General features: G+C 62.4%; 13 protein-coding genes. 4 read left to right on the top strand and 9 right to left on the bottom strand.

From position 1 onward, the window contains the following. The first annotated feature begins 53 nt into the window (after positions 1-53). From FJ490_RS27590 to FJ490_RS27580, 3 genes are read left to right on the top strand one after another with little or no spacing between them, the layout of a single operon-like run. The gene (locus FJ490_RS27590; protein ID WP_140498466.1) at positions 54-1,121 is read left to right on the top strand and encodes an ABC transporter ATP-binding protein; all 1,068 of its coding nucleotides are present in this window, start codon (positions 54-56) and stop codon (positions 1,119-1,121) included. A gap of 8 nt (positions 1,122-1,129) precedes the next feature. Beyond that, positions 1,130-2,026 carry a sugar ABC transporter permease gene (locus FJ490_RS27585; RefSeq protein ID WP_140498467.1) on the top strand — a complete coding sequence of 299 codons (897 nt, stop codon included), beginning with the start codon at positions 1,130-1,132 and terminating at the stop codon, positions 2,024-2,026. Between the two features lies 1 nt (position 2,027). Beyond that, positions 2,028-2,873: an ABC transporter permease subunit gene (locus FJ490_RS27580; RefSeq protein WP_140513473.1), complete on the top strand. Its 846-nt coding sequence runs from the start codon at positions 2,028-2,030 to the stop codon at positions 2,871-2,873. An 88-nt stretch (positions 2,874-2,961) separates the two neighbouring features. Here FJ490_RS27580 and FJ490_RS27575 read toward each other — a convergent pair whose 3' ends face one another. From FJ490_RS27575 to FJ490_RS27555, 5 genes are all read right to left on the bottom strand, one after another. Continuing rightward, positions 2,962-3,978: a Gfo/Idh/MocA family oxidoreductase gene (locus tag FJ490_RS27575; RefSeq protein ID WP_140728633.1), complete on the bottom strand. Its 1,017-nt coding sequence runs from the start codon at positions 3,976-3,978 to the stop codon at positions 2,962-2,964. Then, a complete protein-coding gene (locus FJ490_RS27570) occupies positions 3,975-4,997 on the bottom strand; it encodes a Gfo/Idh/MocA family oxidoreductase (protein ID WP_140666420.1) in 1,023 nt (340 codons plus the stop codon). The genes FJ490_RS27575 and FJ490_RS27570 overlap by 4 nt, the downstream gene beginning before the upstream one ends. Before the next feature lie 7 nt (positions 4,998-5,004). Further along, a complete protein-coding gene (locus FJ490_RS27565; RefSeq protein ID WP_140558028.1) occupies positions 5,005-6,189 on the bottom strand; it encodes an extracellular solute-binding protein in 1,185 nt (394 codons plus the stop codon). Positions 6,190-6,410: 221 nt separating this feature from the next. Continuing rightward, entirely contained in the window at positions 6,411-7,604 is a 1,194-nt protein-coding gene (locus FJ490_RS27560) for an extracellular solute-binding protein (RefSeq protein ID WP_140513465.1), read from the bottom strand. Continuing rightward, positions 7,601-8,653 (bottom strand): N-acetylglucosamine-6-phosphate deacetylase, encoded by a 1,053-nt coding sequence (locus FJ490_RS27555; protein WP_140513463.1) that lies wholly within the window; start codon positions 8,651-8,653, stop codon positions 7,601-7,603. Before FJ490_RS27555 ends, FJ490_RS27560 begins: the two co-directional genes overlap by 4 nt. Positions 8,654-8,764: 111 nt before the next feature. Here FJ490_RS27555 and FJ490_RS27550 point away from each other — a divergent pair, with 111 nt between their 5' ends. Then, entirely contained in the window at positions 8,765-10,006 is a 1,242-nt protein-coding gene (locus tag FJ490_RS27550) for an ROK family transcriptional regulator (protein ID WP_181165372.1), read from the top strand. A gap of 1,108 nt (positions 10,007-11,114) precedes the next feature. Here FJ490_RS27550 and FJ490_RS27545 read toward each other — a convergent pair. The 4 genes from FJ490_RS27545 to FJ490_RS27530 form a co-directional block, all read right to left on the bottom strand. Continuing rightward, positions 11,115-11,813, bottom strand: a complete 699-nt coding sequence (locus FJ490_RS27545) for an ABC transporter ATP-binding protein (protein WP_140672083.1) — start codon at positions 11,811-11,813, stop codon at positions 11,115-11,117. Next, complete coding sequence (locus tag FJ490_RS27540) at positions 11,810-13,645, bottom strand: branched-chain amino acid ABC transporter ATP-binding protein/permease (RefSeq protein ID WP_140672085.1); 1,836 nt, start codon at positions 13,643-13,645, stop codon at positions 11,810-11,812. The genes FJ490_RS27545 and FJ490_RS27540 overlap by 4 nt, the downstream gene beginning before the upstream one ends. A gap of 11 nt (positions 13,646-13,656) precedes the next feature. Next, complete coding sequence (locus tag FJ490_RS27535; RefSeq protein WP_140525296.1) at positions 13,657-14,532, bottom strand: branched-chain amino acid ABC transporter permease; 876 nt, start codon at positions 14,530-14,532, stop codon at positions 13,657-13,659. A gap of 185 nt (positions 14,533-14,717) precedes the next feature. Beyond that, on the bottom strand, positions 14,718-16,070 hold the full coding sequence (locus FJ490_RS27530) for a substrate-binding protein (protein WP_140673400.1): 1,353 nt from the start codon (positions 16,068-16,070) through the stop codon (positions 14,718-14,720). Between the last annotated feature and the right edge of the window lie 139 nt (positions 16,071-16,209).

Raw genomic sequence — 16,209 nt, 5'->3', positions numbered from 1 at the left:
ATAGGAACCGGGCATGCCGCCCGGTTCGCCTACAACAATGGGGCTACGAACGGATGCTGCTCGCCTCGTCGAAATTCGACGAACTCCGCCTCGATCATATGAGTCGAAAATTCGGCAGTATGAGCGCGCTGAGTGACGTTTCGCTGACCGTGCGCAAGGGGGAATTCATCGCCCTGCTCGGACCTTCGGGCTGCGGCAAGTCGACCGCACTGAACTGCATCGCCGGACTGCTTTCCACCACGGGCGGCAGCATCTATCTCGACGACAAGCGCATCGACCAGCTTAAGCCGGAAGACCGCGGCTTCGGCATGGTCTTCCAGAACTATGCGCTGTTCCCGCATATGACCGTCAAAGCCAACATCGGCTTCGGCCTGAAGATGCGCGGCACGCCCAAGGCCGAGATCACGCAACGCGTCGACGAGGCGCTGGGGCTGGTGCGGCTGGAAACGCAGGGCCACAAGCTGCCGGGTCAACTGTCAGGCGGTCAGCAGCAGCGGGTGGCCATCGCCCGCGCCATCGTCATCGAGCCGCCGCTGGTGCTGATGGACGAGCCGCTCTCCAACCTCGACGCGAAATTGCGCATCGAGATGCGTGCGGAAATCCGGCGCATCCACAACCAGCTCGGGGCCACCACCCTTTATGTGACGCATGACCAGGACGAGGCCTTGTCGCTTGCCGACCGCATAGTCGTGCTGCGCGATGGCCGAATCCGGCAGGTCGGCGCTCCGCGGGACCTCTATGAGAGCCCGGACCATCTCGACGTCGCCGAATTCATGGGTTACCGCAACCGGCTAACCGGCAAGGTCACCCGGCGCGACGGCGACATTGCCATGGTCGAAGTCGGCGGCGTCAGCCTTTCGGGCAGGCTGCGCGACGATCTCGCGGTTGGCGCGCAAGCCGTGATCGCCGCCAGGCCGGACGATGTCACCGTGAGCGACAAGGGCATCGGGACGCTTGATGCGAAGGTCGAAACCATCGAGTATCGCGGCCGGGAATTCGTCGGCACGGCACGCACCGAGGGCGGCCTCGAGCTGATCTTCCATGCCAGCCAGGCCGCGTCGGTCGGGAACACGGTTTCGCTCTCGATCGATTCTGCCCACGCCCTGATCTACGCGGCCTGAGGACGGCGATGTCGACGCTCGATCATACGCCCTCTCCTTCCCTGCGCCAGCGGCTGGCCTTGCACGGGATCGACGGCGTCACCCTTCTGGTGCTTCCGGCCGCCTTGTTTACGCTGGCGATCTTCGTCTATCCCTTTGTCTACGGCCTGCTCCTGTCCTTCCAGCCGAAGGAAGGGGGGCTCCTCGCCAACTACCAGCGTTTCTTCTCCGACCCGTTCCTTTACAACACCATTGCCACAACGCTGTGGCTGGCGGTGCCGGTCACCGTTATCAGCCTGGCGCTGGCGCTGCCCATCGCCTTTCGCGTTCGCCTGATGACGCACCAGCGTATGCTGACCACCATCCTCGTGCTGCCGGTAACGCTCGGCACGGTGCTGGTGGCGGAAGGCCTGCTCAACTATCTGGGACCGCAGGGCTGGTTCAGCCGCACGCTGATGTTGTTCGGCATCATCAGCAGTCCCGTGAAACTCACCAACAATTACTGGGGTGTTTTCGCGTCGCTGATCATCACCGGTTTCCCGTTCACGTTCCTTTTGACGCTCTCCTATGTGACAGGCATCGATCCGGCACTGGAACAGGCAGCGGCGACCCACGGCGCGCGCTCCTGGCAGCGGTTCCGCTATGTGTTCCTGCCGCTGCTGATCCCCGGCCTGGCCATCGCCTTCCTGCTTTCATTCGTCCAGGCCTTTGCCGTCTTTCCGTCGGCGGTTCTGCTCGGTGCGCCGGCCGGGCCGACCCGGGTCATCTCGATTGCGGCCTACCAGGCCGCCTTCGAGCAATATGACTACTCGATGGCCTCGGCAATCGCGATGATCATGGCCGGTGTGCAGTTGGTCATCGTCGTCGCCATCCTGATGCTGCGCAACCTGTTCTATCGGGGCAGCACCGCAGGCGGAAAGGGCTGACATGATCCGCGACACAACCATCGCCGCCAAGCTCTGGATCACCGCCATCTGGGTGGTGGTGGGTTTCTTCGTACTCAACCTCGCGGCGATGATTGCCACGGTCATCCTGTCGTCCTTCGGCACGCGCTGGCTGGGCACATGGATTCCTGCCGGCTTCACCACCCGCTGGTATTTCGCCGCCTGGGCGGAGTTCCAGCTCCACGATATCCTGATCGTAACCTTCCAGATCGCCTTCACCGTGGTCGCGCTTTCAGGCCTGCTCGGCGTGACGGCGGCCTATGCGCTGGCGCGGCGCGATTTTCCCGGCAAGAAGCTGATCATGCTTCTGTTCCTGCTGCCGCTTCTGGTCCCGCCGATCACCTTCGGCATTCCGCTGGCTACCGTGCTCTACCAATCGGGGGTCGGTGGCACCTTCTGGGGCGTGGTGCTGGCCAATCTCGTGCCGACGGTTCCTTTCGTCATCCTGGTGATGATCCCCTTCATCGAGCAGATCGATCCCAAGATCGAGGCGGCCGCGCGTGTCTTCGGCGCCAACACGTTCCAGCTCTTTCTCCATGTTCTGCTGCCGATGCTGATGCCGGGCATCTTGGCGGCGCTGCTGCTGGTGCTGGTGCGTACCATCGGCATGTTCGAACTGACCTTCCTGACAGCCGGGCCGACCAGCCAGACGCTCGTCGTGGCGCTGTACTATTCGGTCTTCGCCTCGGGCGTTCGCGCGGTGCAGTCGATCGACGCGATGGCGGTGGTGTATATGATAACGACGCTGGTCTGGCTGCTGATCGCATTGCGCTTCGTCAATCCGACGCAGATTGTAGCGCGGGCAAAGCAGCAGCCCGCCTCCGCCTGAAACAGGCTTTTCTTTCCGCCGCATGATGGCGGCGGAAAGCCACTCTCTCCAGGAATCCTGGAGCGTTCGAGGTTCGAAGGAAGCGCTCTTATACGAGTTGGTTGCTGGCCGGATCCGCACGGATGAGAGCTGCGATCAAGCGCTGTGTCTGGAGCGCCTCCTCACCCGTCACGACCGGATCGCGGTCTTGCGAAATCGCATCGGCGAAATCGTCAATCAGCGCACGATGCGCGTCATGGGGGAAGTCCATGATGGCTGCGCCGCTGCCTGTCTTCCCCTCCGCCTCGACGCGCTCTTCGCGCCCGTCGAGCCAGCCGACGCTCAGCGCACCGCCGGTCAGCGTGGCCGTGCCGAGCGAGCCGACAAGCTCCATGGTTTCAGGCGAGCCCGGATAGGCCGCCGTCGTGGCGAGCAGCGAGGCCGGCGAGCCGTTGCCGAGCCGCATCAGGGCGGTGACGTAATCCTCAGCCTCCATCCGGTGCAGGCCGGTCGTCCGCACCTGCGAAGCCACCACCTCGATCTCTCCCAGCAGAGAGCGGAAAAGGTCGATGGCGTGGATGGCCTGCGACAACAGCACGCCGCCCCCGTCCCGCGCGAAGCTGCCGCGGCCGCCGGTATCGTAGTAGGCCTGCGGCCGCCACCACGGAACCCGAAGGCTGGCCGCCTCCACCGTGCCGATGGCGCCGGAAGCCAGCAGTTGGCGCAGCCGCAGGCTGGCCGGCCGGAAACGGTGCTGCAGGACGACGCCGAGGCGCAGGCCGGCCCCGCGGGCCAGCGTGACCAGCTTCTCGGCGCGCGCCAGCGTCGTTTCGAGCGGCTTTTCGACGAGCACGTGCTTGCCGGCGGCAAGGGCCAGTTCGGCCACCGCCAGATGCGCGTTGGCCGGCGTCAGCACCAGCACCGCCTGAACCTCGGGATCGGTAATCGCGGCCGCAATATCGGTCGTCACGGGAAAGGAAAACTGGTCGGCAAAGGCTTCTGCCGTCGCCTGGCTGCGGCTGGCCGCCCATTTCACCTCGATCCTGCCCGCAAGATCGACGAGGCTCTTCGCATGCGGCAACGCCGCCGGACCCAAGCCGATCATGGCGATACGTAGCCTGCTCATCGCGCGTTCCTTTCCTGCCCCGTCACGACGACCGCCGCCGCCTGCGCCTCGAGCGCCAGCCGGCAGACCGTGAAGACATGCTCCTGCGTCATCGCCGTTTCGGTACGCTCGCGCACGTCGGCAAGCAGGCGCTCGAAATAGGATATCTTTTCGCCCGACGCATCGAAATGGCGCGTGCCCTTGCCATCGACGAGGAATACGTGGTCCGCGCCAGGTTTGCCGGCTATGTCGACATATTTCCTAAGCTCGATCGTGCCCTTGGTGCCGAGCAGGATCAGCCGTCCATCCCCCCAGGTCGGCAGCCCGTCGGCGGTGAACCAGTCGACGCGGATATAACCGCTCGCTTTGTCTCCCCGCAGGAGGATGTCGCCGAAATCCTGAAATGCCGGAATGTCAGAAGCGCCAAAATGGCCGACCGCACTTGAAACGACATTCGCGTCGGCGCAGCCAGTATAGAACAGGAACTGATCAATTTGGTGCGAGGCGATATCGACCAGGATGCCGCCGTAATTCACGGGATCGAAAAACCACGCCGGGCGTAGCGCACGGTTGAGCCGGTGCGGCCCCAGGCCCGTCACATGGATGACTTCGCCGATGGCGCCCTCCATCGCCAGCTGCGTCGCCAGCGTCGAGGCTCGGGTCAGGAGGCGCTCCGAAAAGCAGATCGAAAAGATGCGTCCCGTCTCACGCACGGTCTGCCGCACGGCGGCAAGCTGCTCGAACGTGGTCAGGCCGGGCTTGTCCGCAAGCACGTCCTTGCCATGCCGCATGGCCTCGACGGCAATGGCGGCCCGATCGGAGGGGACAGCCGCGGTAACGACGAGGTCGATGGCGGGATCCTCGATCAGGCGCCGTCGTTCGACCGGCGCGATCCGTGGAAAACGCTCGGCGATGCCGGCGGCAACCTTGGGATCGGTCGTCGCGGGATCGTAGCCGGCGCACTCGGCGCCGGCATCCAGAAGCCCACCGATCAGGTCATAGACGTGACGATGATCGATGCCGATCACGGCAAATCGCATTGGTCCGCTATTTCATCTTGTTGGCACCGACCTCGCGGTCCCATTTCTCGAAGGCGGCGACCAGTGCTTCCGGCTTTAACGGCGCTTCGACCGGGAACTTCCTGATCAGCTCTTCATATTGTGGGCGGCCGAACTCTGCGATGGCGTCCTGGCTTTCCTGCGGCGCGGCGCTGAGCGGTACGCCCTTGACCGCCGGGCCGGGATAGAAATAGCCCTTGTCGTAGGTGTAGGCCTGCTGCGCGGGTTCGAGCATGAAGGCCATGAGCTTGACCAGAACCGCGACCTTTTCCTCGGCGACGCCCTTGGGAATGCACATGAACTGCGTATCGGGCACCCAATGCGTGCCTTCGAGCGCAAACGTCTCGATCTCCTTCGGCACTATGCCCAACACGCGCGGGTTGATGTCCCAGCCGAAGGTGGAAACGATCATGTCGCGGGTGCCCTCGGCCAGCTCCTTCATCGTCACGGTGGTGCCGGAGGGATAGTAATCGATGCCTTCATCCAGCGCCTTCAGATAGGCCCAGGTCTTCTCCCAGCCATTGATGGGATCGGAAGGATTTTTGTCGCCGAGGATGTAGGGCATGGCCATCAGGAAGGTCCAGCCCGGTCCCGAATTGACCGGCCGCGCATAACAGAATTTGCCGGGATTGGCCTTCACCCACGCCAGCAGTTCGTCGGTGTTCCTGGGAATGGTCTTGACCCTGTCCGGCGCATATTCGAAGAGTGGGCCCGACGGCGAATAGACGACGGCGACACCTTCGTTCTGGCCGAAGTTCTTCTGCATCATCAAGGCGCTGTCGAGATAGACGTCCTCAGCCTTGGGCAGCACAGTGGGATATTTCGTCCACACGTCGATCCACAGGCCCTGGGTGATGCCGTCCGACATGGCACCCGGACCCGTCAGCACCAGGTCGATGTCGACCCGGTTGGCCGCCTGCTGCGCGGCGAGCTTGGCCGGCAGTTCGGGGGACGGCGCGCGCGAGAACGTGATCTTGGAGACGAGCCCCGGATTTTCCTTGCCGAATTTCTCGATTGCCGCCTGGGTAAGCTGCAGATTGCCCGCGACGTCAATGATGTTGAGCGCCACCGGCGAAGTGGGCAGGGCAAGCTCGTCGGCGAATGACCTGCCAAAGGGCAGCGCTGCAAACCCCGCCAATGCGCCGAGCGCCTGGCGGCGTGAAATCGTGAACATCGTCGTCCTCCTCATTTATTTTCTTGAAAGAGCGATATCTCCGCACTTTCATCCCGGCTCTCCCAGATGAATGATATATTAGTCTATTAGTATCGAATGCAACACAAATGACGCCCCGCTGCGCTGAAGGTCCCGTCGCGGACAGGCCGCGTCAGGCCAGTGCCTGGCATGCTGCACTATCCTAGTGCCAGCCCTCGACGCGGCCGGCCTTTGGCGAAGCATCAGGATTTCTTTGCGCCGACCAATTCGTCCCACTTTCGGAAGGCGGCGATCATCTTTTCCGGCGGCAGCGGCAGTTCGATGGGGTTATCGGCGATGAGGCTGGCATACTCGTCCCTGCCGAAACGTTTGACGATGTCCTGGCTGTGCTGCGGCGCCATGGAGACAGGCACGTTCTTCACCGCCGGGCCGGGGTAGAGATAGCCCTCATCGTAGGAATAAGCCTGCGCTTCGGGCGTAAGCAAAAATGCCATCAGATCAAGCACCACGGCGAGCTTGTCGTCGGAAATGCCTTTCGGAACGCACATGAAAAAGGCGTCCGAAACCCAATGGAAGCCCTTGAGCGTGCCGATCCTTGCCGATTCCGGCACGATGCCGAGGGCGCGCGGATTGATGTCCCATCCCGTGGTCGAAATGATGATGTCGCGGCTGCCTTCCCCGAATTCCTTCATGGTGACGCCGGTGCCCGCGGGATAATAGTCGATATACTGGCCGATCTCTGCCAGATAACCCCACGTCTTCTCCCAGCCGTCGACGGGATCCTGCGGATCCTTGTCGCCGAGCAGGTAGGGGAGACCCATCATGAATGTGCGGCCAGGGCCGGAATTGGTGGGCCGCGCATACATGAAGCGGCCCGGATTGGCCTTGGCCCAGGCTAGCAGCTCCTCGACCGAGCCGGGAACCTCCTTCACCCGCTCAGGGGCGTATTCGATCAGCGGGCCGGAAGGATAGTAGTTGACGACAACGCCATATCCCGCGCCCTGCTTCTTGTGCAGGGCCAGTGCGGCCGGTTCGTAATTGTCCTCGATTTTGGGAAACTTGTCGTTGAAATCAGGCAGAATCTTGATCCATGTGCCGTTGGCTAGGCCTGCCGCCAGACCGTCGGAGCCGGTCAGCACCATGTCGATATCGACGCGGTTGGCTTCTTGCTGCGCGCGCAGCTTTCCGGCAAGCTCGGTCACCGGCGCCTTGGTGAAGACGATCCGTTCGGTGCGCTCGGGATATTTCTTGGCGTAGTTTTCGAAGGCCGGCTGCGAAAGCGCCAGCGCGCCGCCCACGTCCATCACCGAAATGACGACCGGCGATGCCGGCAATTTGGGTGACTGCGCCCAGGCCCGCGTCGTGCCGGCGAGGAATGTACCGCCAATGCCGCCAAGGATGGTGCGGCGATTCACCTTGAGTTCACGAGCAGTCATGGTTGTCTTCCTTCCCATTTTGTCGTTTGCCGGTCGTATTCGCGTTCTTCTTCTCCGACGCGCGCATGGGTGATGGTCATGTCGGGCGCCCACTCGATCTCGCTGGCGGGCACGCGAAGGCCATGCGCGTCCAGCACCGGCTGCAGCAGCGCCATCACATTTGCCGAGGCCATATCGACAGCCTGTGCGAAACCGGCGATGCCCCAGCGCACCAGGTTGCGCACGGCGTCGTCCAGTCGCAGCGCCGACCCGGCGAGCCCGATGCCGCCAGGAACGCGGACCGAGCCATCGGCGCGGCTCTCGACCCGCATTCCGGCAAATTCGTAAGACCCGTGCGGCGCACCGGCCGCCGAAACGGCATCGGTAACCAGGACCGACCGGTCCAGCCCTTTTGCCCGGACCAGCGATTTCAACGCGCCTGGCGGAACGTGAATCCCGTCGGCGATGAATGTCGCGGCGAGACGGTCTTCGGCCAGTTGGGCAAACAGGGTATTGTCCAGTTTCGGCAAGGTTTGCGGCAGCCCGTTGCCGAGATGGGTGGAAAGGACAGCGCCAGCCGCCGCGGCCTGCGCCACGAGCTCAAAACCGCAAGCCGAGTGGCCGATCGAAACAAGAATGTTGTGCCGGTTCATGGCCCGTATGAAAGCAATGCCACCTTCCACTTCGGGAGCCAGCGTCGTCAAAAGGATCGGGCGCTTGAGCAGCGACTGCAGACGCTCAATGAGCGCAGGATCCGCAGCGGTCATCGCCGAGGCGGGATGGCATCCGGAATAACCCGGGGCGGGATTGAGGAACGGACCTTCCAGATGATAGCCGGGGCACATGAGGGGACCGAGGCGGCTTTCGGAGACAGCCTTGTCGAGAGCGCTGAACCGCGCCGACAATTCGTCCGGCCTTGCCGTGATGATCGTCGGCAGGCACGCTGTCACGCCGCACGCCAGGAGGGCCTCCAGCGCTTCGTCGAGTTCCGCCGCCGTCAGGGTCCCCGAGTTGAAATCGACGCCGGCGAAGCCATTGACCTGCATGTCGACCAGACCGGGAGTAATCATGTTGCGGCCGATCGCCAAGATTCCTTACGCGGAGAGTACACGGCTTGATACCGCTTGCAAGCCATTTTTGAATAGTGTTATCCAGAAATGCGAAAGGAAAAGAATCCGGGCATGTTGACGCTCTACACCGCGGATTTCGAGGACGCCCGCCAACGCGACTGCGCACGCGTCATCGCCAGCCTGCACGAAGGCGGCGGCAAATCCCGCGCCGCACTTGCCGCCGAGTTGGACATGACCTCGATGGCGATCTCGCGCGCCATCGCCGACCTCGTCGGCAGGGGCATCATCGAGCAAAGCGTCGGCCAGGTGAGCGGCCGTGGCCGCCCACCGGCGCAAATCGTTTTGAACCCCGGTTGCGCGGGCGCGACCGTCCTTCTTGTTTCCAGCCAGGAACTGGTTGGCGTCCTTGTCGATTTCCGCGGAAGTGTCCTCGCCCGGCAAACCGCCCATGTTCCGTCCGACGCCGATTCGGCCCGCATGACCGCGACGATGCGTGACCTTGTCGCCGGTCTGCTCGGCAGCTGCCCGTCTGGCATGCGTCATGTCGGAACGTCCGTTGCCGTTTCCGGCATCGTGGACGTGAAGACCCGGACGTGGATATTGACCTCGCGATGGCCGAACGTTCGCGATTTCGACGTCGGCAAGGCGCTCGATGGCATCACGCCGCGCGTGTTCCTGTTTCGCCAACTGGATGTCGAATTGAGCGCCCGATACGCCGTGCCGGGCATGGAACGACTGGAAGGCGCCTTCATTCTTCATTGGGGTTGGGGCATCGGCCTGGCCTATCGCGGCAGCGACGATGCGCCGATGCGCCAGGGCGGCCCCTTCGGCGAAATCGGCCATTGGCGTTTCAACGTGCTCAAGGATCGCCCCTGCGGATGCGGCAACCGGGGCTGTCTCGAAACAGCAGCTTCGCTGTCAGCCCTGTTGCCGGTCATACGGGAGATATATCCGTGGGCTTCAGGGGAGGAGGAACTCCTCTCCAGCCAAATCGAGACGATGGAGCTGACGGATATTCCCGAAATCCGGGTCGCCGTCGATCTTATGGCGCGCGCGCTGGGGAACGCCTGCAGGCTGCTTTTCCCCGAGAAGGTGTTCATCACCGGCCCGTTTACCTGCAATGCCGGACTCTACGAACTTCTACGCTCCCGCTTCGAGGCGGAAGGATTGATCGGCACCTTGCGCCTGCCGACCCTGATCTCCGATCGCTCCAGCCTGGACTACGTCGTCCAAGGCGCCGCGCAACCGCTTCATGAAATCGCCGTTTGCGTGCTGCTCGGCACGCCGCAGGGGAAACCGAATGGCGCAGGGCGGAGCCGGCGGAATGGAAAGCGGCAAAGGCCGATGCCCTGACGCGAAGCATCTGAATGATTGACGCTGCGGGTTCAGAGATCCGGGAGCAATCTCGATGCCCCACACCTCTCACGTCCTGTGGAGAATGCTGCGACGCCGCTCGGGCGAAGCTCACTGCCTCGCGGAGGTTTTTCGAGCCGGTTCTCACTAACGAGCCGCACAGCGAAACAGCCGCATTTAGCATGTCGCCAGCGTTTTCTTCTTTAGGCCAGGAGCGCATTCCCGCGCCGTTCCATCTCTGCCGGATCGAGGTCCTCCCTCCACGACGGGAGCACCCAGACGTGGCCGAAGGGATCGCGCACGGTGGCGGAACTGGCGCCATAGAACATATTCGTGGGTGGCTGATCTCTTCCGCGCCAGCCTTGACCGCGCGCCGCAGCAAGGTCGCGTTATCATCAGTGAAGATGTGAAGGCCAGCTGTGCAGCGACCAAGTGTCCGCGGCTCGCCGTATAGTCTCTCGTCCGGATCCCCGATCATGATCACGGCTCCGCAGATCAAAATCTCGGCGTGCATGATTTTGCCGTCTGGATGGGCAATTCGGAACAGTTCCATCGCTCCGAATGCCCGCTCATAGAACGCGATCCCATCCGACGCCCCGTTGACATAGATGTGAGGGACAATCGCGTTTCGATATCTCTCTGGTCGTTCAGTCATCTCGGTGTCCTCGCGCCAAATATCAGAGCGCTCGCTTGCGGTGCACAAGCCGGCGAAACACTCTTTACAAGACCCGGCGGAAGGCTCGCCTCAGTTCGCCCACCGCACCGCCGGAGACCATCAACCGTGCGTCGACACGATCCGTTCCGGGTTCCACGCGATCATCTGCTCGATTGCCGCCGAAGCCGGCGCCGGCTCGACTTGAAATTCCTCGAAAATCGAACGGTGCCTTTCTTTTCCAACACGGCAGGTCGGCAAAAATCCAGGCCGACTCCAACCTGGAGACTGTCCTGATATTTCCGGCGATCAGCGGCTGGTGCGCCAGAAGGAGATACGGTCCTGCAAGCGATAGCCCTGGATAATCGCCGGCATGAACCACGGATTGCCGCGATAGAGCGGGATGGCCGAAGGCGGTCGGAAGTCGAACGCATCCGTGACTGCTCGCCAATGCCTCTAGACGCCAAGATGGTGCAGCAGCAGCCCAGGCTGTGTCTTGAGCTCGGCGGCCGGGCCCTCATGGGCGATATGGCCGTTGTTGATGATATAAACGCGGCTCGCGAGCGCCAGCGTCGCGGCGATGTTCTGTTCCACCAGCACGATTGTCTGCCCTGCCTGGGCCAGTTCGCGGCAGGCGCGCACCAGATCGTGCACAATGACTGGAGCAAGTCCTTCGAAGGGTTCATCAAGCAGAAGGATCTTCGGGTTGCGCACCAATGCACGGGCTATGGCCAACATCTGCTGTTCGCCACCCGAGAGATCCGTGCCCCGGCTGGTGCGCCGTTCCTTCAGCCGTGGGAACATCGTGTAGATACGTTCCAGCGGCCAGCGGTCGTCGGCGGTCAATCCGGCCAGAATGATGTTTTCCTCGACGCTCAGGCTGCCGAAGATGCGCCGATTCTCGTGCACGAGCTGCATGCCTTCCCGAGCGATGCTGTGCGCCTTCCTGCCAACCAGCTCAACCCCGTCGAGCTCAACCGAGCCGGCTCGTGGCGTCACCACGCCCATCAGGCTCTTCAGCGTCGTCGACTTGCCCGCGCCGTTGCGCCCGAGCAGCGCCACGACCTCGTTTTTCTCGACCCTCAATGAGACGTCGAACAGAATGTGACTGTCGCCATAATAGCTGTTCAACGCCCTGACTTCGAGCAGGCTCATGCCACCTCTCCATGTACCCCGCCGAGGTAGGCTTCCTGCACCTTTGCGTTGGTCTTGATCTCAGCGGGCATGCCTTCGACCAGTACCCTGCCCTCCTGCAGGACGGTCACTTTCTCGACCAGCTCGAAGAGCGAATCCATGTCGTGGTCGATGATGATCATCGTGCGTCCACGCGCGATTGACTTGAGCAGCGCCACGGTCTCGACGCGCTCGCGCGGGCTCATGCCGGCAAGCGGCTCGTCAAGCAGGAGCAGGCTCGGCGACGTCGCCAGCGCAAGGCCGATTTCCAGCCGCCGCTTCTCGCCATAGGCCAGTTCCGAAACGGGCCGATCGAGCCGCGCCGTAAGGTTCACCAGCGCCGCCGTTCGCTCGACCTGCTCATTGAGACCGGGAACGCTGTGGATACTCTTGAACAGGTCAAGCCGGAACTTTCCACGCGCCTCGCCCAGCGCGGCAATCATCAGGTTCCGCCGCACCGTCAGGCGGTCGAACAGCTGGTTGATCTGGTAGCTCTTGGTGAGCCCGAGCTGGCACACCTCGGACACGCCCATGCCCGTAATGTCGCGGCCGGCCAGCATGATGCGGCCGGAGGTCGGCGCGATCTCGCAGGTGAGCATCTTGAAGAACGTCGTCTTGCCCGCGCCGTTGGGTCCAATGATGCCCCGTATCTCCCCATGATCGACACTGAAGTCGATGTCGCTGTTGGCTGTGATGCCGCCATAGCGTTTGGTTAGGCCCTGCACCTGCAGGATCGGTCCGGATGCTGGCGCAGTGCCATGCCGGCGCGCCGGCATCGGTTCGACGACCGTCACGACGTGCGGCGCACTCTCGACCGCGGTATTGGCCCGTTCGATGCGCTTGCGGCCGCCGGTCAACCCATAGAGATCGACGATCGCACCGACGATGCCGCGCCGCAGGAAACAGACCAGCAGCACGAAAACGATGCCGAGCACCAACTTCCATGTGGCGCCGAGATGCAATGTGTTCTGGAAAAAGTCGCTCAGATACAGCCACACCGTCGCGCCCACCAGCGGCCCGAACAGTGTGCCGGCACCGCCGATCGCCGTCTGCATCACGACCTGGCCGGACGTGTCGAACATGAAAGCGTCCGGCGGCATGAAGCCCTGTATGACGCCCAACAGGCCGCCGGCAAAGCCGGCATAGATCGCCGCAACCACGAAGGCCGTGAGCTTGTAGCCGTGTATGTCGTGGCCGAGCGCCGCGGCGCGGAGCGGATTGTCGCGGATCGCCGAAAGGATCGCGCCAACCGGCGAGCGTACGATGCGAAGTGCGACGACAATGCCGACGAAATACCAGAACGCCAGGAAGGTATACATCGTCCAGTCGGTGTTGAATTCGAGTACCGTGAAGCCGAGGTTGACGACCGGGGTTGGCACGCCAGGCAAGCCGTTCTCCCCGCCTGTGAATGCCGAGAGCGGATTGAACTCGACAAAGAAGAAGACTTCGGCGATCGCCACCGTGATCATGGCGAAATAGATGCCGGTGCGTCTCAGGGCGATCAGGCCGATCACATAGCCGACGACACCCGACACGACGGCGCCCATGACGATGGCAGCCATGACATAGGAGAAGCCGGTTTCAGTCAGGAGATAGGCGGCGAACATCCCGCCGGTACCGTAGAAGGCCGACTGGCCGAAGGACAGCAATCCCGTGTAGCCGAACAGGATGTCGAAGCCGATCCCGAACAGGCCCCATATAAGGATACGATTGATCGTGCTGGGCGAAAAGCCGAGATGGGGCAGCACGAACGGCGCCAGGACGAGCGCCAGCGCCGTCAGAAGCTCGACAAGGAAGGGATGTTTGATGTTCATGGCGACCGCATCTACTCGCGCCCTGCCGTGCCGAGCAGCCCGTGCGGGCGAAGCACCAGCACCAGAGTCATCGCCACGAACAGCATGACATAGGAATAACCGGGATTGAACATCGAGGTGATGCTGATGATTTCGCCGGCGATGAGGCCGCCGAGGATCGCGCCCGGAAAGGAACCGACGCCGCCGATCACCACGACCACGAAGGTCTGGACCAGTATGGCTTCCCCGACATCGGGCGCGATCGACACCACGGGTGCGTTGACGATGCCGGCGAAGCCGGCCGCCATGGCTCCGATGCCGAAGACGAGCATGAAGATCTTGTAGACGTCGATTCCAAGCGAATCGACCATTACCGAATCCTCGATGCCTGCTCGCACGATCATCCCGATGCGGGTGCGATAGAGCACGACATAGAGCATCAGCAGAGCCAGGGCGACGATGCCGAGGAGCGCCAATCGGTAGGTGGGATAGACCATGAAGCCCAGATGGGTGATGCCGACCAGCGAGGCGGGCGGCGGCACCGTGCGCGAGAGGCTGCCGAAGAAGAAGCGGATCGTCTCGACGAAAACGATGCCGAGCCCGAACGTAACGAGAAGCTGGTCCTCAAGCGGCCGCATGTAGAAATGGCGAATGATCAGCCGCTCGATCAACACGCCGATGATCATCACGAACAGCGATCCGGCCGCCACCGCGGCGAGGAATGAACCTGTGTAGGTGTAGGCGAGCCAGCCGGCATAGCCTCCGAGCATGAACATCGCGCCATGGGCAAGGTTCAGGACGCCGAGCGTCCCGTAGATGATGGTCAGCCCGGAGGAGATCAGCGCCAGAAGCGCGCCGAGCACGAGCCCATTGAAGCACTGCGAGATGAAATTTGCCCAGTTGATCACTCTGTGCCCACCTTAATCATGAAAAATATGCCCTGCCCTCGCGCCAGCAAGGGTTTGGTTGACAAGTCGCGAACAATCGACATTCCACCGACCGCCGGGAGACGAACCGTCTGAGTCCAGCCAGAGCCAGTCCCGGTGCGAGCGCCTTCTCCACCCGTGGCGGGCGGAGAAGGCGCTGCGGGATATCAGGTGTAGCTGCCCAGGTTGCAGCCGAACTCGTCAGGCTTCTGCATCAGCGGCGCGCCATCGACCACCTCGACCACGTTCCAGTAGTCGTCGTCGCTCTTCATGTCCTTGGGGTCCTTACCCTGGACGAGTACGACCGGTCGCACGCACTGATGGTCTTCCGGCCGATAGTGAACGTCGCCGACGAGTGAAGGGATGGTCTCACCCTTCTCGTATTGCTTGATGACGTCCGGCGGATAGAAGCTACCGGCCTGCGACACCATGCGCGCCCAATGAGCGAAGCTGACATAGGCATTTTCGGCGCCCCATTCCGGCCGATAACCGAACTTTTTCTGGAACGCGTCCACGAACTGCTTGGCGAGCGGATACTTGTCCTGCAGGGTCCACCAGAAATCGGTAGCGGCAAAAACGCCGGCTGTCAGTTCGGGGCCTACTTCCTTGGCAAGGAAGGGGATCTGGTAGGGGATGACCATCTTCATGCTCGGAGTCAGGCCGAACTGCTTGGCCTGCTGGATCGACAGCACCGCGTCGCGGCCCCAGTTGACGTTGACAATGAATTCGGCGCCCGAATTGGCGATGTTGGTCAGATACTGGCTGAAATCCTGGGTGCCTAGCGGCGAGACCTGGTCCGTCACCATCTCCCATCCACCCTGAGAGGTCAGGTAGTCGTTCACCGACTTGGTGACGGTGTGACCGTAAGTGTAGTCCGGCGTCATGAATGCCGCCTTCTTTCCCTTTCCGTAGGTCTTCAGAAGGATCGGGCCGATCGCGTTGGCTGCGGTCTGGCCGTAGAAGTTCTGGCGGAAGCCGTAGCGGACACAGTCCTTGCCTGTTGTGTCGTTTGAGCCGGAGATGCCCGCGACGTAGAGGATCTTCTCGCGCTGCGCGAATTTGTTGAGCGCAACCGCGACCGCCGATGAAGTCGAGCCAGTCATCAGGATGATGTTGTTTTGGTGGATGAAATTCTGCTCGAGCTCGACGGCCTGGTTCGGCTTGGCCGCGCTGTCGGCGGACAACAGCTCGACCTTCTTGCCGAGCAACCCCTTGTCGACTTTCGGCGCCAACGCCTTCATCAACTCATGGCCGTTGTTGATGTGGTCGACCGCCAGCTGCCAGCCCTTAAGTTCATCAGCACCCTGCACGGCATAGGCACCGGTGAGGGGCACCGCGGCTCCGATGTAGACGGTGTCGCCCGCCGACCCGGCCGGCCAGGTGCCTATCGCGGGCTTGTCGTCGGCTGCAAAAGCCGCAAAGCTGGATAAGGGCAGAACGGCACTACCGAGAAGACCTGCGCCCGCGTGCAGCATGGTGCGGCGGGATATATTGGAAGTATTTTGATCGTCGAGCGGCATCAGCTGTTCCTCCTTAGCGTGGAGCCGTCGGACGGCTCTCATTTGTTGTTCCCGCAAACCGGTTTTTTCCAGCGAAACGCTGAAAATGGCCTATTTGCATGGGCATTCGCAGTGGCGTAGGCCTGCCAGTCAATACAAC

Origin of the sequence: Mesorhizobium sp. B2-5-11, assembly GCF_006440835.1 — a bacterium.
Classification (GTDB): domain Bacteria; phylum Pseudomonadota; class Alphaproteobacteria; order Rhizobiales; family Rhizobiaceae; genus Mesorhizobium.
This window is presented reverse-complemented; position numbering and strand designations above follow the sequence as displayed.